Source organism: Nocardioides sp. Root190 (assembly GCF_001428565.1).
GTDB lineage: Bacteria > Actinomycetota > Actinomycetes > Propionibacteriales > Nocardioidaceae > Nocardioides.
The window spans coordinates 555,501-575,350 of sequence record NZ_LMIA01000008.1; the positions used below are offsets into that span (position 1 = coordinate 555,501).

General features: G+C 70.3%; 19 protein-coding genes. 12 read left to right on the forward strand and 7 right to left on the reverse strand.

The window, feature by feature from the left end:
• The first annotated feature begins 68 nt into the window (after positions 1 to 68).
• The 4 genes from ASE01_RS09055 to ASE01_RS09075 all read left to right on the forward strand — a co-directional run bounded on the left by ASE01_RS09055 (position 69) and on the right by ASE01_RS09075 (position 2,948).
• A complete protein-coding gene (locus ASE01_RS09055; protein ID WP_056749826.1) occupies positions 69 to 362 on the forward strand; it encodes a hypothetical protein in 294 nt (97 codons plus the stop codon).
• 4 nt (positions 363 to 366) lie between these two features.
• Positions 367 to 1,104 (forward strand): ABC transporter ATP-binding protein, encoded by a 738-nt coding sequence (locus tag ASE01_RS09060; RefSeq protein WP_056749827.1) that lies wholly within the window; start codon positions 367 to 369, stop codon positions 1,102 to 1,104.
• A gap of 610 nt (positions 1,105 to 1,714) precedes the next feature.
• Positions 1,715 to 2,380: a hypothetical protein gene (locus ASE01_RS09070; protein WP_056749829.1), complete on the forward strand. Its 666-nt coding sequence runs from the start codon at positions 1,715 to 1,717 to the stop codon at positions 2,378 to 2,380.
• Entirely contained in the window at positions 2,367 to 2,948 is a 582-nt protein-coding gene (locus ASE01_RS09075; protein ID WP_157537204.1) for a hypothetical protein, read from the forward strand. The genes ASE01_RS09070 and ASE01_RS09075 overlap by 14 nt, the downstream gene beginning before the upstream one ends.
• Here ASE01_RS09075 and ASE01_RS09080 read toward each other — a convergent pair.
• On the reverse strand, positions 2,924 to 6,262 hold the full coding sequence (locus ASE01_RS09080; RefSeq protein ID WP_056749831.1) for an InlB B-repeat-containing protein: 3,339 nt from the start codon (positions 6,260 to 6,262) through the stop codon (positions 2,924 to 2,926). The genes ASE01_RS09075 and ASE01_RS09080 overlap by 25 nt on opposite strands.
• Positions 6,263 to 6,397: 135 nt before the next feature.
• On the opposite strand from ASE01_RS09080, the gene guaA reads away from it, so the two are divergent.
• From guaA to ASE01_RS24950, 4 genes are all read left to right on the forward strand, one after another.
• Complete coding sequence (gene guaA / locus ASE01_RS09085) at positions 6,398 to 7,999, forward strand: glutamine-hydrolyzing GMP synthase (RefSeq protein ID WP_056749832.1); 1,602 nt, start codon at positions 6,398 to 6,400, stop codon at positions 7,997 to 7,999.
• 112 nt (positions 8,000 to 8,111) lie between these two features.
• Positions 8,112 to 8,582, forward strand: coding sequence for a pyridoxamine 5'-phosphate oxidase family protein (locus ASE01_RS09090; protein WP_056749833.1), 471 nt, complete (start codon positions 8,112 to 8,114; stop codon positions 8,580 to 8,582).
• A 10-nt stretch (positions 8,583 to 8,592) separates the two neighbouring features.
• Positions 8,593 to 10,419 (forward strand): thiamine pyrophosphate-requiring protein, encoded by a 1,827-nt coding sequence (locus ASE01_RS09095; protein WP_056749834.1) that lies wholly within the window; start codon positions 8,593 to 8,595, stop codon positions 10,417 to 10,419.
• Entirely contained in the window at positions 10,416 to 10,559 is a 144-nt protein-coding gene (locus ASE01_RS24950; protein WP_200958786.1) for a hypothetical protein, read from the forward strand. The genes ASE01_RS09095 and ASE01_RS24950 overlap by 4 nt, the downstream gene beginning before the upstream one ends.
• A 6-nt stretch (positions 10,560 to 10,565) precedes the next feature.
• Here the strand turns inward: ASE01_RS24950 and ASE01_RS09100 are convergent, their stop codons facing one another.
• Positions 10,566 to 11,702 carry a N(5)-(carboxyethyl)ornithine synthase gene (locus ASE01_RS09100; RefSeq protein ID WP_056749835.1) on the reverse strand — a complete coding sequence of 379 codons (1,137 nt, stop codon included), beginning with the start codon at positions 11,700 to 11,702 and terminating at the stop codon, positions 10,566 to 10,568.
• Positions 11,703 to 11,823: 121 nt separating this feature from the next.
• The gene (locus ASE01_RS09105) at positions 11,824 to 12,117 is read right to left on the reverse strand and encodes a hypothetical protein (RefSeq protein ID WP_056749836.1); all 294 of its coding nucleotides are present in this window, start codon (positions 12,115 to 12,117) and stop codon (positions 11,824 to 11,826) included.
• Between the two features lie 53 nt (positions 12,118 to 12,170).
• Here ASE01_RS09105 and ASE01_RS09110 point away from each other — a divergent pair, with 53 nt between their 5' ends.
• Genes ASE01_RS09110 through ASE01_RS09120 form a run of 3 tightly spaced genes read left to right on the forward strand, consistent with a single transcriptional unit; the run spans position 12,171 to position 15,745 of the window.
• Positions 12,171 to 13,061: a DUF1295 domain-containing protein gene (locus ASE01_RS09110; protein WP_056749837.1), complete on the forward strand. Its 891-nt coding sequence runs from the start codon at positions 12,171 to 12,173 to the stop codon at positions 13,059 to 13,061.
• A complete protein-coding gene (locus tag ASE01_RS09115; RefSeq protein WP_056749838.1) occupies positions 13,058 to 14,188 on the forward strand; it encodes an FAD-dependent oxidoreductase in 1,131 nt (376 codons plus the stop codon). The genes ASE01_RS09110 and ASE01_RS09115 overlap by 4 nt, the downstream gene beginning before the upstream one ends.
• A 30-nt stretch (positions 14,189 to 14,218) precedes the next feature.
• On the forward strand, positions 14,219 to 15,745 hold the full coding sequence (locus tag ASE01_RS09120) for an acyl-CoA synthetase (RefSeq protein WP_056749839.1): 1,527 nt from the start codon (positions 14,219 to 14,221) through the stop codon (positions 15,743 to 15,745).
• An 18-nt stretch (positions 15,746 to 15,763) separates the two neighbouring features.
• Here ASE01_RS09120 and ASE01_RS24955 read toward each other — a convergent pair whose 3' ends face one another.
• The 4 genes from ASE01_RS24955 to ASE01_RS09135 all read right to left on the reverse strand — a co-directional run bounded on the left by ASE01_RS24955 (position 15,764) and on the right by ASE01_RS09135 (position 19,087).
• On the reverse strand, positions 15,764 to 15,907 hold the full coding sequence (locus tag ASE01_RS24955) for a GPGG-motif small membrane protein (protein WP_200958787.1): 144 nt from the start codon (positions 15,905 to 15,907) through the stop codon (positions 15,764 to 15,766).
• Between the two features lie 89 nt (positions 15,908 to 15,996).
• Positions 15,997 to 16,464, reverse strand: a complete 468-nt coding sequence (locus ASE01_RS09125; protein ID WP_056749840.1) for a DUF5709 domain-containing protein — start codon at positions 16,462 to 16,464, stop codon at positions 15,997 to 15,999.
• A gap of 108 nt (positions 16,465 to 16,572) precedes the next feature.
• Positions 16,573 to 18,096 (reverse strand): TolB family protein, encoded by a 1,524-nt coding sequence (locus ASE01_RS09130; RefSeq protein WP_056749841.1) that lies wholly within the window; start codon positions 18,094 to 18,096, stop codon positions 16,573 to 16,575.
• A 7-nt stretch (positions 18,097 to 18,103) separates the two neighbouring features.
• Positions 18,104 to 19,087 carry a PASTA domain-containing protein gene (locus ASE01_RS09135; RefSeq protein ID WP_056749842.1) on the reverse strand — a complete coding sequence of 328 codons (984 nt, stop codon included), beginning with the start codon at positions 19,085 to 19,087 and terminating at the stop codon, positions 18,104 to 18,106.
• A gap of 140 nt (positions 19,088 to 19,227) precedes the next feature.
• Here ASE01_RS09135 and ASE01_RS09140 point away from each other — a divergent pair, with 140 nt between their 5' ends.
• Positions 19,228 to 19,842: a DUF4126 domain-containing protein gene (locus tag ASE01_RS09140; protein WP_056750206.1), complete on the forward strand. Its 615-nt coding sequence runs from the start codon at positions 19,228 to 19,230 to the stop codon at positions 19,840 to 19,842.
• Positions 19,843 to 19,850 lie beyond the last annotated feature (8 nt).

The window sequence follows — 19,850 nt, forward strand, 5'->3', positions numbered from 1 at the left end:
ATCTTCGTATGGTCACATGAAGATGTCGTCACCTGGCAGCACCGCTGCCGTCTCTCGGGAGGTCCGTCTTGCTCAACCTGTCCAAACTCGCTCCGTCACGCTCCGGCGGCGGCGATGCCGTCTACACCGAGACCACCTACAGCTACTTCAAGTTCTGCGACACCGCGATCAAGTGGTGCGGCCAGGTGGGCAAGGACCAGAGTGCTCGCGACAGGTCAGGGGATTGGAAGGATCAGTACGACAACGACGACTACTCGTCTCGGGGAGCCGACCGTGGGCGCGTCCACGTAAAGGTCTGCGAGGACCAGAACAACAGCTTCGACCCGTGCAGCCGCAAGCCCTACTACACGTTCAACCTCTGATCCGATGAGCATGGTCGTCGACGATCTCCGCTGCTGCTACTCCCGTGGCGGCCCGCCGGTCCTGGAGGTCGACGCGCTCGACCTCGAGCCGGGGGTGTGCGGGTTGGTGGGTGTCAACGGGGCGGGCAAGTCCACGCTGCTCCGCACGCTCGCCGGGTGCCGACGACCTGAGAACGGCCGGGTCCGGATCGACGAGGTCGCCCTCTATGGTCCGGCCCGGCGCACGGTGGTGGGCCGGATCGGCTACATGCCGCAGCAGCTCGACCTGCCGGGCGAGATGCGGGTGGGGGACGCGCTGGCGTACGCGACCTGGGTCAGGGGTGTCCCGGCTGCCGCGTCACGTGTCCGCAACCCCACGCTGCTCGAGCGGGTCGGGCTGGCGCGCGAGTCCTCGAAGAGGGTCGCGCAGCTGTCCGGCGGCATGAACCGCCGACTGGCACTGGCGGTGGCCCTGGTCACCGACCCGGACGTCCTCCTGCTGGACGAGCCGACCACTGGGCTCGATCCCGCGCAGCGCGCCGCGCTGCGCGGGATCGTGTCGGACCTGGACGGTACGGCGGTGACGGTGTTGAGCAGTCACGTCATGGAGGACGTCGCGATGATGGCCTCGCGGATCGTGGTCCTCCACGAGGGCCGCCTGCGCCATGACGGACCCATCGACGCGTTCGTCGCGGAGCGCGGAGGACCGGACGCCTCGGCGGAGTTCGCCTTCCTGGCCACGATCGCGGGGTCTGTCCAGTGAGGCTCACCGGGCCATCGTGGGCATGGCTCGGCGGTCCGCGATCGATCCTTCTGCAGGCCGTCGCGTTGACCGCGGCAGGTGTCCTGTGGCTCAGCCCGCGCTTCTCGAGCTGGATCGGCTCGTGGAAGCAGGCACTGGACCTTGCGGCGGGATCGACCGGATTCATCGGTCCGTTCGCTGCGGGCGCCGCCTGCCTCGCCTATGCGCGGCTGCGTCGTTCGGCGGTGACCGAGCTGATGGCGCAGGGGCGCCACGACCTGCGGGTCTGGGTACGGCCCGCCGTCGCGGTGTGGTCGCTGGCCTGCGCCGCCCTCCTGACCGTGGCACTTGGCGCGACGACCCTGGCGAGCCTGGGTGGCGTCCCGTCGTACTGGGGATCGGTCTGGATCCTCCTCCCCGCTCTGGTGGTGGTGGGCGCCCAGACGGCCATCGGAGCAGCCATCGGGTTCAGAAGCGGGCGGACCTGGACGGCACCGATGGCGGTCGCCGGGGTCTACTCGGTGTCGCTGCTGATGTCGAGTGGTGTGGTCCCGGAGGTCTCGACACCGGGGGCGTCACCGGCACCCTCGGCGGGGAGCGTTTCGTCCCCGGCCCGATCTGGGCACCGGCGTTGGCCGGCCTGGGCATCGCCGTCGTCGTGCTGGCCGCCGCTCACCCACCGATGGCCTGGGCGACCTGGTCCCGTCGGGTCGTCGTCGTCGCCGGGGGTGCCGCTCTCGTCACCGGGTGGGTGATGGTCTCCAATGACAACGACTCGCGCTATGAGCTGGTCGCCGACCCTGCCGTGACCTGTGCCGGTTCGGCACCACAGGTGTGCGTGTTCGCGGAGACGCCCCGGCCGCTGAAGGACCTGGCGGAGCAGGTCCGACGTCAGGCGGAGCCGCTGCGCGAAGCGGGCGTGGACCTCCCCGGTCGCTTCGTCCAGTCCTACGCCGGGCACCGGGACGGCTCCGTGGACGGCGTGGTGAGCCTGTCGGTCGGGGAGGAGACGGGGCGCACCGTGGACGCCGCGTCCGCCACGCAGACACTCGTCACTCCGGCCGCGTGCCCCCAGGACTGGAGCGACCTGCCCTCGGAGGAGGCGTTCGATGCCCGTCACCTGCTCGGCCGGTGGCTCCAGGTCCGAAGTGGCCTGCGGACACCCGGCGCCGACGACAGCGACGGCGCGTGGCTCACCGGCGACCTCGGGGAGCAGGCCGCCTGGGTGCGAACGACGTACCGACTGCTGCGCACCTGCGACTTCGAGCGGATCCAGATGCCCGATGGTGTGGGATGAGCGCTGGCCCGCTGTGGCCCGCACGTGGGGACTCGGCGTCGGGCTCCTGGTGGGTGTCTGTCTCGCGATCGCCGTCGCGGTCGTCGGAGACGTCGTCGTCGAGCTGCCGTCATTGCGGGACCAGGTGCGGATCATCCATGTCTTCCCCGGACTGGCCGCGGTCGTGCTGCCGTTCCGGCTTCTCGACCGGACACCCGATCTCACGGTGCTGTCCACCGCACCGCCGGAGCGTGTCTTCGTCCTCCGCCTCGTCGGCGCCCTGATCGCCACTGTTCCGCTGATCCTCGCCCTCCGGGCAGCGGGATGGTCGAGCGCCGCGGCGCTCGTCGTGCCAGCCTTCGTCGGACTCGGCGCGCTGGCGTGCGTCACCCTCGGTTCCTGGTACTGGGCACCGATGCTCTTCGTGATGGTGCTGTGGCTGCAGTGGGGCTCGCGGGACTGGCCCTACACCGCCCCGGACTCCTTGATCCTGCTGGATCTGCTGGTGGTCGCCGGCGGCGGAGCCGCCTACGTGATCGGGGAGTCGCAGCGGCTCCGGCGCCGTCAGCGCAGCCGGACCACCCGGTAGCCCACGCTCGGGTTCGTCACGTCGAGTGAGGTCACGGTGATCGTGGCCGTGCTGCCCGCCGCCACGACGAAGCGGATGTGGCGGCTGCCGCCGGTCGGTGCGTAGGTGCTGGTCATCGAGCCACCGGCGTCCAGAGCTGCCACGGCCAACGGGTAGCCGCCGAGGCCGCTGAACACCGACCTGAAGTTCCACGACAGGATCGCGTACGGACCGGTGGTGCCCAGTGCGGCCGCGTCGGTCTGGTCGTCGGTGTAGGCGGAGACCGCGAACTGCTCCAGCCACGTCGTCGGGCTCGCTCCGAGGGCACTCGCGAGCGCCGGCGTGCCGGTGGTGGAGCCGGTCACCAGTGACTTCAGGAACGCGGTGCGGGCAGGCAGGGAGCCCCCTGCGATCCGGTCCGCGGCGTAGTTGAGGAACGCCCAGGCGCCGCCCCGGCTCGCCGGGGAGGGGGTGGCCGCGAAGACCGGGTTGCGGGTCGGCGCCTGCAGCCACGGGCGGTAGCGGGTGTAGTTGGCGTTGATGTAGGTGTTGAACGCCGCGACCCGCCGCGAGGCGTTGGGGCCGGTGGTGAGATCGGAGAGCGTGATGTCCTGCAGCGGCGTGAGGCCGACGGCGTTGGCGTAGAACACCGCGTCGAGCGCGATGTCGGCGATGGCCTCACCGAGCCACGTGCTGTCGAGCGGCGTTCCGGCGTCGAGCCGGGCGGCGTCCACGATCTGGTGGCCGAGCTCGTGCGTGAGGTCGCGGGGGATCGCGGTCTTCACGAAGGACAACGTCCGGATGTTGGAGTTCACCGCGCCGGTGGGGTCCGGCGCCATCGCATAGAAGACCTCGCCCACGTTGCTCGTCGGGCACTCGACCTGGTCGAGCAGGTCCCGGGGCCGGGAGAGGACCATGTCCGTGGCGGTCGTGGCGGGCGGGGCCAGCTTGTTGATCTCGGCCGTCACGACGACGACGACCCGGTCGTTCTGGTCGATGTCGGAGGTGTCGCCGAGCGCGTCGGTGACGGAGGCGACGGCGAGGTCGAGGGTCTCGACCAGGTCGTCGTAGTCGACCGTGGAGAAGCCGCCGACGGGGTTGTTGTCGTCGGTGACGATCACGACGCGGGAGCCGACGCCCTGGACGGTGCCGGTGATGGCCGTGCCGGTGGCACAGCTGTGGTTGAGGTTCCCGTTGAGCCTCATCGAGTCGCCGAGCGCCGGGACGGCACCGGACGCCAGCTGGGCCGGCGGCACGAGCGGCGTGCCGGGACCGACCCCGCCACGGCGTGCTTCGACGAGGGCGACAGCATCACGACGATCGGCGGAGTGGGGATCGGCGAGGGCAGCCGAGCCACCGGGGTCCGCGCCGGTCAGCGGCGCGTTGCCGGTGATGCCGACCGACACCTGGTTCTGCTGCGAGCCGGTGTTGGTCGGGACGAGGAGGTACTCCGCCTCGGCGGCACCCGGGTTGTGGAAGGACACGCTCTCGGCGGTGTCGTCGGTGAGCTCGTCGGCGTACACGCCGTGCAGCGGGAGGACCTCGGACTCCTCGAACTCCGCGGTGACGCTGAGGTCGGCGACGACGGCGGTGTCGGTGCGGGGGTTGGTGGTGCTGCCGTCGCTCCACTGGACGAAGCGGTGACCGGTGTCGGGGACGGCGGTGACGGCGGTGCCGTCGGTGCCGTGGTCGACCGTCTGGTCGGCGTCCCCGGTGATCGACCCGCCGGTGTCGGCGGCGTACTGGAGTCGGTGGGACAGCACGGCGAACTGGGCGGTGACGCTCACGTCGGCCACCACGTCGGTGTCGGTGCGGGGGTTGGCGGTGCTGCCGTCGCTCCACTGGACGAAGCGGTGGCCGGTGTCGGGGACGGCGGTGACGGCGGTGCCGTCGGAGCCGTGCTCCACGGTCTGGGGCGTCGTACCGCCCAGGGTGCCGCCGGCGCCCGCGGAGTAGGTGAGTGTGTACTCCAGGACTGCGAACTCGGCGGTGACACTGAGGTCCCCGGTGACGTTGGTGTCGGTGCGGGGGTTGGTGGTGCTGCCGTCGCTCCACTGGACGAACCGGTGGCCGGTGTCGGGGACAGCGGTGACGGCGGTGCCGTCCGAGCCGTGCTCCACCGTCTGGGAGGCCGTCCCGGTGAGGGTGCCGCCGGTGCCGGCGGCGTACGTCAGGGCGTACTCGTTGATCTCGAAGACCGCTGCGATCGACGCGTCCGCGGTCACGTTGGTGTCGGTGCGGGGGTTGGTGGTGCTCCCGTCGCTCCACCGGAGGAACTCGTGGCCCTCGTCCGGTACGGCGGTGACGGCCGTGCCGTCGGAGCCGTGGTCCACGCTCTGGTCGTCGTCACCGGTGAGGGACCCGCCGGTGCCGGCGGAGTACTGCAGGCGGTAGGTGATCAGCGCGAACTCGGCAGTCACCGAGATGTCCGCCACGACGGCCGCATCGGTGCGGGGGTTGGTGGTGCTGCTGTCGCTCCACTGCACGAAGCGGTGGCCGGTGTCGGGCACTGCGGTCACCGTGGCCGCGTCGGAGCCGTGGGCGACCGTCTGGTCGGCGTCGCCGGTGATCGATCCGCCCGGACCGGCGGCGTAGGTGACGTCGTAGGTGATGGTCGTGAACTCGGCGGTCACCTCGACATCGGCGGTGACGGCCTCGTCGGTGCGGGGGTTGGTCGTGCTGCCGTCGCTCCAGCGCACGAAGGTCGAGCCGGGGTTGGGCACCGCGGTGACCGTGGTGCCGTCGGTGCCGTGGTCGACGGTCTGCGGCGAGGTGCCGCCGACGGTGCCGCCGGGCCCGGCGGTGTAGGTCAGTGTGTACTGCCGCAGCGCGAACTGGGCCGTGACGTTGATGTCGGCTTCGACGTCGCGGTCCTGACGAAGGGCGGTGGTGACCCCGTCGCTCCACTCGGTGAAGCGGTGGCTGGCATCGGGGACCGCCGTGACCGGCGTGGCGTCGCGACCGGCGCGGACGCGCTGGGAGGTGTCGCCGTCGATGGTGCCGCCGACGCCGGGGGCGTAGGTGACGTCGTACCTCGTGGTCGTGCCGTCGCCGTCGCCCGACCCGGTGTCGCCACCGTCGTCCCCGGAGCCAGTGCCGCCGCCAGTGCCCGGCGGGCAGTCCTGGCTGGTGCCGGCCCCGTTGGGACCGTCGGCGGCGTGGGCGTCGGTGGTGCTGAGCGTGCTCACCGTCAGCATCGCGACCACGACCAGGCTGGCCCACATCGCGCGGATGCCGCGCTTGCGGGCGACCAGCGCGAAGCCGATCGCGAGCAGGCCGAAGCCGAGGAGGAGGAGACCGAGAGATGGACCGCCGGTCCCGGGAAGGCACGTCACGAGCGAGTACGATACCGGTTTTGACGAGGGGTCTCAGAGATTGGCCAGGAATGCTGCTCGGCCGGGGCGTTGCGACCGGATGCCACAGGGCGGCGTCGGTTCGGCGGCAGGCCCGGGCGTCGATACGATTCGGCCATGAACCAGGCCCCCGCGACGCAGGTCCCCGAGACGCAGTCCGAGCACGACCTGGTCCTGGTCGTGGACTTCGGGGCGCAGTACGCCCAGCTCATCGCCCGACGAGTGCGCGAGGCACGCGTCTACTCCGAGATCGTGCCGCACACGATGCCGATCGCGGAGATGGTCGCGCGGGGTCCCAAGGCGATCATCCTGTCCGGCGGACCGTCCTCGGTCTACGCCGAGGGCGCCCCGGCGATCGACCCGGCCATCTTCGAGGCCGAGACCCCGCTGTTCGGCATGTGCTACGGATTCCAGCTGATGGCCCAGGGCCTCGGCGGCACGGTGTCCGCGACCGGCGCCCGGGAGTACGGCCGCACCAAGGTCCACGTCGGCCACGCCGGCACCCTGCTCGGCGGCATCCCCTCCGAGCACAAGGTGTGGATGTCGCACGGTGACTCCGTCACGGCGGCGCCCGAGGGCTTCGAGGTCCTCGCGTCGACCGAGTCGACGCCGGTCGCCGCCTTCGAGAACGTCGAGCGCGGCTACGCCGGCGTGCAGTGGCACCCGGAGGTGCTGCACTCCGAGCACGGCCAGAAGGTGCTCGAGCACTTCCTCTGGGACATCGCCGGCTGCCGCCAGACCTGGACCATCGGCAACATCGCCGAGGAGCAGATCGAGCGCATCCGCCAGCAGGTCGGCCCTGAGGGCCGGGCGATCTGCGGCCTGTCCGGTGGTGTCGACTCAGCGGTCGCCGCGGCGATCGTGCAGAAGGCGATCGGTGACCGGCTCACCTGTGTGTACGTCGACCACGGGCTCATGCGCAAGGGCGAGACCGAGCAGATCGAGCGGGACTTCGTGGCCTCGACCGGGGCCAAGCTGGTCGTCGTCGACGCGGAGAAGCAGTTCCTCGACGCACTCGCCGGCGTCAGCGACCCGGAGACCAAGCGCAAGATCATCGGCCGCGAGTTCATCCGGACCTTCGAGGCCGCCGAGATCGAGGTCATCAAGGACGCTCCCGAGGGTGCCTCCGTCGGCTTCCTGGTCCAGGGCACGCTCTACCCCGACGTCGTCGAGTCCGGTGGGGGAGCAGGCACGCACAACATCAAGTCGCACCACAACGTCGGCGGCCTGCCCGAGGACCTCGAGTTCGAGCTGATCGAGCCGCTGCGCACCCTCTTCAAGGACGAGGTCCGCCTGGTCGGCGAGCAGCTCGGCCTGCCCGCCGAGATCGTGTGGCGACACCCGTTCCCCGGCCCCGGCCTGGGCATCCGCATCATCGGCGAGGTCACCCGCGAGCGCCTCGACATCCTCCGCGAGGCCGACGCCATCGCCCGCGAGGAGCTCACCGCCTCCGGCCTGGACCGTGACATCTGGCAGTTCCCCGTCGTCCTGCTCGCCGACGTCCGCTCGGTCGGGGTCCAGGGCGACGGCCGCACCTACGGCCACCCCGTCGTACTGCGGCCCGTCACCTCCGAGGACGCGATGACCGCCGACTGGGCACGCGTCCCGTACGACGTCCTGGAGACGATCTCGACCCGGATCACCAACGAGGTCCGCGAGATCAACCGGGTCACCCTCGACATCACCTCGAAGCCCCCGGGGACCATCGAGTGGGAGTAGTTCCCCGACTCTGACCTGCGGAGGCGTCCGTCGTCGTGGCGTCCGTATCGTGCTCGGTACCGCGGGTACCTCGATGCCTTCAGGACGTTCGCATCGAGGATCAGGAGGACCGATGTCCGCCGAGCAGGACAGATTGATCGAGCTGATGAAGGACATGCCGATCGGCATGTTGACCACCTACGGGCCCGACGGTCCGCGCAGCATCCCGATGGCGCGCCAGGAGGTCGACCCGGGGGCTGAGCTGTGGTTCATCACGGCCCGCGACACCCGCCACGTCGACGCCCTCGCCACCGACCCCACCGTCTCCATCACCTTCTCGGCCCGCGACTCGTGGGTCGCGCTGAACGGTCGTGCCACGGTCGTGGAGGACCAGGAGAAGCTGAAGGAGCTCTGGACCACCTTCGCCGAGGCGTGGATGCCCGAGGGCCCCGAGGATCCCAATGCCGTGCTGCTGCGCGTCGACGTCGACGAGGCGGAGTACTGGGACACCCCGGGCGGCAAGGTCGCCTCGCTGATCAGCTTGGCCAAGACCAAGCTCACCGGCGAGACCTACGACGCCGACCACGCGACCGTCCGACCGTGAGGTGAGGGCCGTGGCCGACGAGCGTCTGGTGGCGGACCTGCTGGTGGAGAGGTTGAGGGCGTGGGGAGCACGCCGGATCTTCGGCTACTCCGGCGACGGCATCAACACCTTCATGGGCGCCCTGCGCCGAGCCGACGGAGACCCGCGGTTCGTCCAGGCACGCCACGAGGAGAACGCCGCCCTGATGGCGGTCGGCCACGCCAAGTACACCGGTGAGGTCGGCGTCGTCACCAGCACCCAGGGCCCGGGGGCGGTGCACCTGCTCAACGGCCTGTACGACGCCAAGCTCGACCACACGCCGGTCGTGGCGATCGTCGGTCAGCAGCAGCGCAGCGTGCTGGGCTCGGAGTACCAGCAGGAGATCGACCTGCAGTCGCTCTTCAAGGACGTCGCGGCCCAGTTCGTCCAGACCGTGCAGACCGCCGAGCAGGCGCCGATGGTCATCGACCGTGCCTTCCGCACGGCGCTGGCCACGCGGTCGCCCTGCGTCGTGATCGTGCCGCACGACGTGCAGGAGCTCCCCACGCCCGACCCGGCCGGGCACGAGCACGGCGTCATGGCGACTGCCGTCGAGTGGCGCCGACCTCGCGTCGTACCCACGGCGCAGGACCTGAGCGAGGCGGCGGCTGTGCTGTCCTCCGGCGAGCGGGTGGCGCTGTTGGTGGGCCAGGGCATTCGTGAGGCCGGGAGCGAGGTGCGCGCGGTGGTCGAACGGCTGGGCGCCGGTGTCACCACGAGCCTTCTCGGCAAGCCGTGGTGGGACGAGGCGCTGCCGACCAGCTGCGGCGTGATGGGCCACCTCGGCACGCATGCGTCGGGTTGGCTGATGGAGCAGTGCGACACGTTGCTGATCGTGGGGAGCAACGACCCGTGGAGCGAGTACTACCCGAAGCCGGGCCAGGCGCGCGCCGTCCAGGTCGACATCGACGGACGCCACCTCGGCAACCGCTACCCGGTCGAGGTCGGGCTGACCGGCGACGCCGCCGAGACCCTGGCCGCGCTGTTGCCGCTCCTGCCGGACCGCTCCGGCTCGTCCTGGCAGGCCGAGGTGGAGGACGTCGTACGTCGGTCGCGGCAGCTGGCCGCCGATCGTGCCGCCCTTCCCGCTGATCCGATCAACCCGGAGCTCGCCGTCCGTTCGCTCAACGCACACCTGCCAGCCGGTGCGCAGGTCGCAGTCGACGTCGGCTCGGTGACCTACTGGTACGCACGGCACCTCCAGCTGCCGTCCGGCGTCCCGGCACACCTGTCCTCGACGCTGGCGACGATGGGCTCGAGCGTCCCGTACGGCATCGCCGCCAAGCTGGCGCACCCCGACCGTCCGGTCGTCGCGCTGTCAGGCGACGGCGCGATGCAGATGGTCGGCATCAACGAGCTCGTGACGGTGTCGCGCCTGTGGCGGGAGTGGGCCGATCCCCGCTTCGCACTGCTGGTGCTGCACAACCGCGACCTGGCCGAGGTGAGCTGGGAGCAGCGGGAGATGGAGAAGGAGCCGCGTTTCGAGGACAGCCAGTCCCTGCCCGAGTTCCCGTACGCCGCCTATGCCGAGCTGCTCGGCCTGGGTGGCCTGCGCGTCGACCACCCGGACCAGCTCGACGACGCCTGGGCTCGCGCACTCTCCGCTGACCGCCCCTTCCTCATCGAGGCCGTCGTGGATCCCGACGTGCCGCTGCTGCCGCCCTTTCCGGCGGGGGAGCAGAAGCTGGACGACTTCCGCGAGGGCCTGGACGCGGAGGGCGAGTCCGGGGCGCACGCCCGGGACCTGTTGGACGAGCAGGCGGCCCAGGAGCTCGACGTGGGGCTGAGGTTTCGCGCCTCGGGTACAACTTCCCCATGAAGATCCTTCGCACCGCTGCCGCCCTCGGGATTGCCAAGAAGGTCGTGGAGGAGGCCAAGAAGCCGGAGAACCAGGCCAAGATCAAGGCGGGTGCCGAGAAGTTGAAGAGCCGCACCCGGGGTCGTCGCCCGCAGGGCTGAGCTGCGTCACACCACCCGGTGGGGCGCTTCGGACTCCCGCCCCTGGAAGGCCAGGATCGCCGGGTTGACGATGCGTCCCTCGCGGACCTCGATCGCCCGGCTCAGGGTCTCGTCGGCGTCCCAGGCGGCGCCACCCTCGAGCACGCGGCGCAGGAACGGGGTGAGGGCGTTGCTGTTCTCCCACGTCGCCGAGTTCCAGAGGTACGACGGTGAGTGGTCGACGCCGTAGTAGAGGACGTTGTCCCCGACGACGAAGGTCGGATCCTCGAAGCTGGTCGGGCGGGCGAAGCTGAAACCCATCCCCAGGTCGCAGGAGACGTCGACGACCAGGCTGCCGGGGCGGAACGCAGCCATGTCCTCGTCCTCCAGGTAGACCATCGGGTTCGCGGTGTCCTGGAGGGTGCAGTTGACGATGATGTCGTTCTCGGCGAGGTAGGCCGGCAGTGGCTCCCGGCCGCGCTCGGTGATCACGTCGCTCTGCCCGTCCGCGTCGTGCTCGAACTGCCGGATCCGCACGGAGTGGATCGGGGAGCCCACCGCGGCCACCCCGCGGTTGGTCAGGACCGCGACCTCGTGCACGCCGTGCGCGTTGAGGGCGGTCACGGCACCGCGGGCGGTGGCACCGAAGCCGATGACGACGGCGCTGAGCCGGCGTCCGTAGTCGCCGGTCAGGCCGGCCAGCTCGAGGGCGTGCAGCACGGAGCAGTAGCCGGCGAGCTCGTTGTTCTTGTGGAAGACGTGCAACCCGACCGCGCCGTCGCGGGTCCAGTGGTTCATCGCCTCGAAGGCGATCAGCGTGAGCTTCTGGTCGATCGCGACCTGGGTGAGCTCGGTGTCCTGGACGCAGTGCGGCCAGCCCCAGAGCACCTGACCCGGCGCCATCGCGGCGACGTCGGAGAGCTGCGGCTTGGGCAGCAGCACGACTTCGGAGTCGGCGAGCAATTGCTCGCGTGAGGCGAAGCCGGCGACGTGCTCGCGCAGGGCGTCGTCCTCGACGCCGAACTTGGCGCCGTACCCGTGCTCGAGCGTGATGACCGCTCGCAGGTCGGCGTCGAGATGAGGGATGTGGTCCGGGTGGATCGGCAGGCGGTGCTCGTTCTCCTTGGCCGAGGATCCGATGACGCCCAACTTCAGGAGCGTCACTTCTTCTGGCCTGGGTGGATCTTGTCGCGCATGGCGGATCTCTCTGAGAGGAAGCCTGAATGGCTCCGACCTGCGACAGTACGCGCAGTGCGACCCGGCCCGACCATCGCGACCGCGTGCATCACATCTGGGCGCTGGCCATCGCGATCGCGCCGACGAGGAGGACGAGGGTCACCATCGAGACGACGAAGATGTAGGTCCGGTGCACGCGGATGCCGTTGCCGTGGCGATGCCCCCGGGCGAGCGCGTCGGGTGTGATGCCTGCGTGCGAGGCCAGCTCCTCGGCCGTGAGGAGGTGCTTGCGCCGGGTCGCGGAGTGCTGGTTGCTGTGGTCCATGACGAGTCCTGTCTGGTGGGCTGCAGGTGATTCGTTGCCGATCGCGATCCGGGTGGCTCCGAATGTGACCGGGTTCACGTCGATCTCCCGATCGGCCCCAGAACTAGAACACGTTCCTGTACTGTCCGCGCATGAGCAAGACCGCCTCACTGGCCCGCGTGGGCCTCGTGTACCTGATCGCCTTCGGTGCCGCGACGGCGTACGTCGTCGCCGGGCCGGACACGGACCACCTCTGGCTCGACGGCCTCATCGCCGACCTCATCGCCACGGTGGTGGTCTTCGTCGGCAGCCGGACCCTCAAGAACTCCAGCTGCTACGACCCGTACTGGAGCGTGCTGCCGCCGTTCCTGGTGCTCTTCTGGTTCTTCGCCGCCGAGGGCGTGAGCGGCGTGGACGACGGTCGTGCCGTCCTGCTGATCATCGTCGTGTTCGTCTGGGCGATCCGGCTCACCGGCAACTGGCTCTACGACTGGCCGGGGCTGCACCACGAGGACTTCCGCTACGCGCCGCTGCGTGACGGCGCGGGCAGGGCCGAGATGGCCGCCGACTTCGGCGCGATCCACCTGGTGCCGACGCTCATCGTGTTCGCCGCCATGGTGCCGGCGTACGCAGTGCTGGCCCGTCCAGGCGAGCCGCTCAACTGGCTCGACGTCGTCGCGTTCCTCGTCGGCATCGGTGCGCCGATCCTGCAGTTCGTCTCCGACGCGCAGATGCGTGCCTTCATCAAGGTCCGCCAGCCCGGCCAGGCGATGGAGAAGGGCCTCTGGTCGTGGTCGCGGCACCCCAACTACTTCGGCGAGATCTCCTTCTGGTGGTCACTTGCGATGTTCGGCATCGCCGGCGCGCCCGAGGACTGGTGGTGGCTCGTCGCCGGCGCCGTCGCGATGACCCTGATGTTCCAGTTCGCCAGCATCCCGATGATGGAGAAGCGCAGCCTCGAGCGACGCCCGACCTACCAGGACATCATCGACCGGGTCCCGCGCCTGGTGCCGCGGCCGCCGCGCCGGCGGACCACGGCATGACCCGCACCCGGGTTCTCATCGCTGGACTCGGGGACAGCGGCCTGTTGACGGCCATGCATCTCGCGGGGCGCCGCGACCTCGAGGTCGTGGGGGTCTCGGTGAAGCCCGGCCTGGTCAGTGGCCAGGAGCTCGGGACGAGGCTCGCGCGCCCCGACGACTGGGCGCGCGACTACCGCATCGGGTTCGACCGCTACCGCCGGCTGGACCGGGTACGACGAATCCACGGCGAGCTGACCGGACTGGATCTCGTGGCCCGCGAGGTCACCGTGCGGACCTATGCCGACGAGGTGGTCGCCGAGCCCTGGGACGTGCTGGTGGTGGCCACGGGGGTGACGAACGGCTTCTGGCGCCGCCCCGACCTGCAGGGCGAGGACGAGGTGGCCGCGGAGCTCGCCGCGACCCACGCCCGCCTGGCGGGCTCGGACTCGATCCTGGTCGTCGGTGGCGGCGCCGCTGCGGTGAGCAGTGCGTTCCAGCTGGCGTTGACGTGGCCCGAGAAGGAGGTGGCTCTCGCCTTCCCGGGTGAGCGTGCGCTGCCGCGGCACCATCCGCGGGCCTGGCATCACGTGGAGGCTCGGCTCCGGGCCGCGGGCGTGGTCCTGCTGCCCGGTCGACGTGCCGTCCTGCCCGAGGGCTTTCGGGCTGACCGGATCACCGCCGGACCCGTGGACTGGAGCGGCGGTCAGGAGCCCCACGCCGCCGACGCCGTGGTCTGGGCGATCGGCCGGGTGCGGCCCAACACGGGCTGGTTGCCGGCGGAGCTGCTCGACGACGAGGGCTTCGTCCGCACCGACTCGACCCTGCAGGCCCCCGAGCACCCGGAGGTCTTCGCGATCGGTGACGTGGCGGCGACCGACCCGTTGCGCTCCTCCGCGCGCGGGCGTGCCGACCGGTTGTTGGCCCGCAACATCGGCGCCCATCTGGACGACCTGCCGATGCGGGAGTTCACGCCGCCCAGGAACCGGTGGGGTTCGGTGCTCGGGGTGGAGCCCGACGGACTCCGCGTCTTCGCCCCGTCCGGCCGCCCGTTCCGCTTCCCTGCCTGGTCGGTGGAGCGGGTGCTGCAGCCCTGGATCGTGCGTCGTGGGATCTACGGCGGCGTCCGCCACTTGAGGCATCTGCTTTAAATATCGGCTCCGGGGTGAGAGGGTCGCCCCATGTACCCCGGAACCTGGGCCGCCAAGAACCCCGACAAGCCCGCGCTGATCATGGCCGGAAGTGGCCGCACCCTCACCTACGGTGAGCTCGACGAGCGCAGCCTCCGGCTCGCCAACCACCTGCGGGCTGCCGGCCTCGAACAGGGCGACGTGGTCGCGATGATCAGCGACAACCGCCCCGAGACCTACGAGGTCTACTGGGCCGCACTGCGCTCGGGCCTCTACATCACCGCGGTCAACTCGCACCTCACCGCCGGCGAGGCGTCGTACATCGTGCGCGACTGCGGCGCGAAGGCACTGGTCGTCTCGGCCGCCCTCGCCGGCGCGGTCGGCGCGCTCGACGTGGAGGTCCCGTTGCGACTCGCCTTCGGCGGCCCCGTCGAGGGGTACGCCGACTACGAGGCCGCGCTCGCCGAGGCCGGCACCGCGCCGCTGCCTGCGCAGCCGCACGGCGACGACCTCCTCTACTCCAGCGGCACGACCGGTCGCCCCAAGGGCATCAAGCCGCCGCTCCCGACGTACGCGGTCGACGAGCCGGGCTACCTGTACCCCGCGATGTTCGCGCCGAGCTACGGCCTCGACGAGGACACCGTCTACCTGTCGCCGGCGCCGGTCTACCACGCGGCTCCGCTGCGTTTCGGTGGCGTGATCCACACCGTCGGCGGGACGTTGGTGATCATGGAGAAGTTCGATGCCGCGCGTGCGCTGGCCGCGATCGAGGAGTACGGCGTCACGCACACCCAGATGGTCCCCACGATGTTCGTGCGGCTGCTCAAGCTGCCCGAGGACGTCCGCCTCGGCCCGGACCTGTCGTCACTGCGCTGCGTCATCCACGCCGCGGCGCCCTGCCCGGTCGACGTGAAGCGTCAGATGATCGAGTGGCTGGGCCCGATCCTGGAGGAGTACTACGCCTCCACCGAGGCGAACGGTGCGACCCGGATCGACTCCGCGACCTGGCTCACGCACCCCGGCTCGGTCGGCCAGCCGCTGCTCGGCGTCCCGCACATCGTCGACGAGGACGGTGCGGATCTGCCCGCCGGCACGGTCGGGACGATCTACTTCGAGCGCGACGCCCGCAACTTCAGCTATCACAACGACCCGGAGAAGACCCGGTCCACCGAGCACCCGGAGCACGCCAACTGGACGACCGTCGGCGACCTGGGCTACCTCGACGACGAGGGCTTCCTCTACCTGACCGACCGGTTGGCGTTCATGATCATCAGCGGCGGGGTCAACATCTACCCGCAGGAGATCGAGGACCTCTTCACGCTCCACGACGCGGTGTCCGACATCGCTGTCGTCGGTGTGCCCGACGACGAGATGGGCGAGCGGGTCGTGGCCTTCGTCGAGACGGCGCCGGGGCATGCGGCGAGCGAGGAGCTCGCGGCCGAGCTGACGTCGTACGCACGCGAGCGGATCGCGGGCTACAAGGTGCCGCGGGAGTTCCACTTCCGCGACGTACTCCCGCGCACCCCGACGGGAAAGATGGTCAAGGGAAAGCTGCGCGAGGAGTACGTCGCGGGGTGAGTCATCTGCCTGGTGGCGTCAGGTGAAGATGCTGACGCCACCGGGACCGACCAGCAGTCCGACGACGATCAGCACGATGCCCCACAGCAACTGGCCCCTGATCAGGCTGAAGATGCCGGACACCACCAGGATGACCGCCAGAATCCACAAGATGAGCGCCATGATTTCCTCCCGTTCTGCGGGCCGGTCGGCCCGCGACTGAGGTACCCCCTGCTGAGGGGGCCAGACGGTCCCGGGTGTCCCGGGACCCCTCAGACGTCGTCCTCGGAAACGATGTGCATGGCCGCCTCCTCGGCGCTCGCGGCGGCGCCGTCGATGCCGACGTCGTCGGCCACGAGATCCTTCTCGTGGTCCTCGCCCAGGCCCTCGTCCGGAGCCACCAGACGCCCGGAGCGGGCGTCGCCGACCTCCTCGCCCGACTCGTCGGCCTCGTGCGGGATGCCGTCGTCGTCGACCTCCGCGGCGTCCGCCTCCGCGACGGGGTCGGGCTCAGGCTCCTCCTCGGCGAGGCGGTCGTCGAGGGGCTGGTCGTGCGCCTGCTCCCACGGGGTGTTGCCGTAGCGCTGGCCGGCGGAGTAGTTCTCCGGCGGCGAGTAGCCCCGGTCGAGCTCGTCGGCGACGTCGTCGCCGACGAGCGTGTCCTCGGGCTGGAGCTGGTCCTCCTCGTCGATGCTGTACTCCTCGATGTGCTCCGGATCGTTCTCGGGGACGGTGCTCATGTGACCTCCTCGGTCGGTCGGGTTCGTCGCACCAGTACCCGAAGGCCGCGCGGCTCAACGGCCGCGTCGACAGTCTGCGGAGGTGGTCGATTCGAAGAGCTCAGCTCTTCAGAGCGAGTCGCCGACCCCTGCGGTGATGGCAGCCGGTGTCGGCGATCTGGGGGTGATGGCCACGATGCCCCTGGTCGGCGCCGCCGAGAGCAGGCGATCGTCGGGGAGCCAGATCACGCCCACCTCCGACTCGGCGCTCTGGCTGACGTTCATCGGGCTGGCGGTCCCGCCGACTGCGGAGACCACGACCTCGAGGTTGCCCTGCACTGATGCGACGAAGGCGACGTCGTCGCCGTCGGGCGACAGTGCCGGCGATGCCGCATGCCCCGGCACCTGCGTCCGGGACACCTCGTTGCCTGTGGCCACGTCGACCGCGACGATCGAGTCGTTGCTTGAGCCGGTGAGGACATAGGCGACGGACGATCCGTCGGCTGACCATGTCGGATCCAGCTCGTCGGCTGAGCCCGCGGCCAGTACCACTGCCTGCGTCTCGTCGAGCCTACGAACGGAGACGTCCCTGCCGCGGTCGGTCTGGCTCACGTACGCAACGGCTGTGCCGTCCGGGGAGATGGCGGGATCGCTGGGTTCCCGACCGACGTCCAGCAGCAGGGGCTCATCGGCTCCACGGCTGATCGCGATCCGTTTGCCGTCGTCCGTCTCGACCACGAAGGCGACGACCTTCCCGTCGCTGGAGACGCTGGGCTGGAAGGCACTCCCTGGGGCGGCGACCTGCCGGGTGTCGCCGCTCCGCAGGTCGAGCACCTGGATCCGGGACGTCCCTCCGGATCGGCTGGAGAATGCCACGAAGCCAGTCCGAGCTTCGGGCGAGCCGGAGGCGTCGGCCTCCGTCGTGCTGCCGGGCGACGAGGAGGGTTCCGACCTTGCAGAGGGCGACGTCACCTCGTCACCCGCGGAATCGGCGACGTCGGGTGTCGTGCGGACGTCCTCGTCGGGTTCCCGGTCGTCCATCGCCCACCAACCGGCGAGGACGCCGGTCACCAGGACGGCCGCCGCCACCGTCGCCGGCAGCCGCCGCCGTCGAGGAGTCAAGGGTGTGGTTGGCGAAGGTGGTGCTCCCACTGCGGTGGACGGCACGGGAGCGGTGGGCGCCGCAGCCTGCCTTCCCCAGGGCTCCACGGGCGGTGGAGGTGGCGTGGGCGGCGTGGGCGGAACTGCATCCGACGGTGGAGGGGACGACACGGGAGGTGCAACCCGTGTCTGGAGGCTTGCCTGCCATCGGGAGTGAGCCTCGGCGACGAACACGTCGTCGACGCGGCCCAGCGCGTGGCCGATGGCAGCGATCGCCCAGAGGGCGCCGCGCTCGCTCTTCGCCGCGTGAGCGACGAAGGTCTCGCTGACGCTCGCGACGGCCCGGGCCGGTTCTGCGCCCTCGTCGAGCAGCCGGACGAGACGGATGACGGCACCGTTCTCGACGGCGCTCGTCAGCAGAGTGATCGCGGCGACGTCCTCGTCCTGGTCCTCGAGGCGGTCCTCGAGGCTGCCGCGCAGTGCGGTTGCGTCGTCCAGGACGTCAGGGCCCAGCTGCTGGACCAGCTGGCGCAGGGTGTGGTGGAGCGCCATCGAGCAGCTACTCGGTGGTCTCGTCGAGGTCCTCGTCCGGGTCGCCTCCGGCTGCTGCGCCCGAACCCACCAGCTGCAGGTCCCCGAAGCCGATCGTTCCGCCGCCGGCCACCGGGCTCAAGGTGATCGAGAGGCGGAGCCCGTCTGAGACGTCGACGTCGAGCGTCAGCGGCTTCTTGCCGAAGTCGATGACCTGGTTGACCTTGGGCGCGCCGTCGACCTTGATCTGGACCCGCATGCGGGTGTTGCTCTCCGACGTGTCGGTGAAACCGACGATGCCGGTGAGGCGGTTCCAGTCGCGACCCATGTCGAACTCCCACGAGCAGCCATTGCTACCGGGCTCGGCGGCACTTCCGTCGTACGGCTCACCGTCCACGAAGATCTCGCCGGTCTCGAGGTCGGCGCAGTAGTCGTTGTCCAGGGAGTCCGACAGGTAGAGCGGCTTGTTCGTAGGTGTGCGAGCGACCTGGACCTCGATCTCCGAGGAGGCCGTCTGCCCTGCCTCGGGAGTGGTGCCGAGCACCTCGCCATCGGCACGGTCGGCATCCGGCATGGGCACCTCGGTGAAGGTGATCCCTCGCTCCTCGGCCCATGCCTCGACCTTCGAGACCTGGTCACCGACGAAGTTGGGCACAGGGCCCACTGGCCCAGCGATCTTGAGAGTGATCGAGCCGGTGATCGCGCTACCCGCCCCAGGAACCGTGTCGACGATCGTGCCCGCGTCGAGCAGGCTCTCCTGCGGAGCCACGACGATGTCGCCCTCGTCGACGCCGAGACCCACGAGCTGGGTCCGTGCCTCGTCCTCGGTGAGCCCGGTGAGGTCGGGCATCGAGGCGTCGACCTCCTCGCTGACGGGAGACTCCTCCGCCTGCGAGCTCCCGGTGTCCGTGTCCTGATCCTTCGCATCGTCATCACCGCCGCCACACGCGGACGCCAATGCGGCGGTGGCGACGAGGACGGTGAGGAACCGGGCAGTACGACGTGATCGCATGGCAAGGCCTAACGTGAAGCGCGGCGGGAGCCTGCCGAGCCTAGTGGCGTTCAACCGCGGCGAACATGTATTCCGCGAAGATCGACAGCAGCCCCGATCAGAGCCGGACCGACGCAGCTTCGCGGCCCTACGCTGTCGGCGTGGAATCAATCGCCCTCGCCTTCTCCTCGGGATGGGCCAGTGGGGTCAACAGCTATCTCGTCGTGCTCGTCCTCGGCATCGCGGACCGGATCGGCGGCTTCGACCAGGTGCCCGACGTCCTCGGACGGTGGGAGGTCCTGGGCGTGGCTGCGGCGATGTACGCGTTCGAGTTCGTCGCCGACAAGATCCCGTACGTCGACACGGCCTGGGACGTCGTCTCCACGCTGATCCGGCCCTTCGTCGGTGGCGCCGTCGGCGTCCTGATCGCCGGCGACTCCTCCTCGATCAACGACCTCGCCGGTGGCGCGGTCGGCGGGACCAGCGCCTTCGTGTCCCATCTCGTGAAGACCGGGACGCGGGTCGCGGTGAACACCTCGCCCGAGCCGTTCACCAACATCGCGGTCAGCCTCGGCGAGGACGTGGTCGTGCTTGCCCTGACCTGGTTCGCGGTGCAGCACCCCTACATCGCCGGCTCGATCGCGCTGACGCTCCTGCTCCTGGGTCTCGTGCTGCTGTGGCTCTCCTGGCGACTGGTCCGGCGCGGTTGGCGACGGTTCCGGACCTGGCGCGACGGGCGCAGCGGTGGTCCCGGGGTGCCGCAACCCTTGACTTAGTTCAAGAC

Bases quoted from the DNA above. Each gene is read 5' to 3' on its own strand.
- ASE01_RS09125 (WP_056749840.1), bottom strand. From the start codon at position 16,464: ATGAGCACCGTCCCCGAGAACGATCCGGAGCACATCGAGGAGTACAGC.
- ASE01_RS09090 (WP_056749833.1), top strand. From the start codon at position 8,112: ATGTCCGCCGAGCAGGACAGATTGATCGAGCTGATGAAGGACATGCCG.
- guaA (WP_056749832.1), top strand. From the start codon at position 6,398: ATGAACCAGGCCCCCGCGACGCAGGTCCCCGAGACGCAGTCCGAGCAC.
- ASE01_RS09060 (WP_056749827.1), top strand. From the start codon at position 367: ATGAGCATGGTCGTCGACGATCTCCGCTGCTGCTACTCCCGTGGCGGC.
- ASE01_RS24955 (WP_200958787.1), bottom strand. From the start codon at position 15,907: ATGGCGCTCATCTTGTGGATTCTGGCGGTCATCCTGGTGGTGTCCGGC.
- ASE01_RS09120 (WP_056749839.1), top strand. From the start codon at position 14,219: ATGTACCCCGGAACCTGGGCCGCCAAGAACCCCGACAAGCCCGCGCTG.
- ASE01_RS24950 (WP_200958786.1), top strand. From the start codon at position 10,416: ATGAAGATCCTTCGCACCGCTGCCGCCCTCGGGATTGCCAAGAAGGTC.
- ASE01_RS09130 (WP_056749841.1), bottom strand. From the start codon at position 18,096: ATGGCGCTCCACCACACCCTGCGCCAGCTGGTCCAGCAGCTGGGCCCT.
- ASE01_RS09115 (WP_056749838.1), top strand. From the start codon at position 13,058: ATGACCCGCACCCGGGTTCTCATCGCTGGACTCGGGGACAGCGGCCTG.
- ASE01_RS09075 (WP_157537204.1), top strand. From the start codon at position 2,367: ATGGTGTGGGATGAGCGCTGGCCCGCTGTGGCCCGCACGTGGGGACTC.
- ASE01_RS09135 (WP_056749842.1), bottom strand. From the start codon at position 19,087: ATGCGATCACGTCGTACTGCCCGGTTCCTCACCGTCCTCGTCGCCACC.
- ASE01_RS09110 (WP_056749837.1), top strand. From the start codon at position 12,171: ATGAGCAAGACCGCCTCACTGGCCCGCGTGGGCCTCGTGTACCTGATC.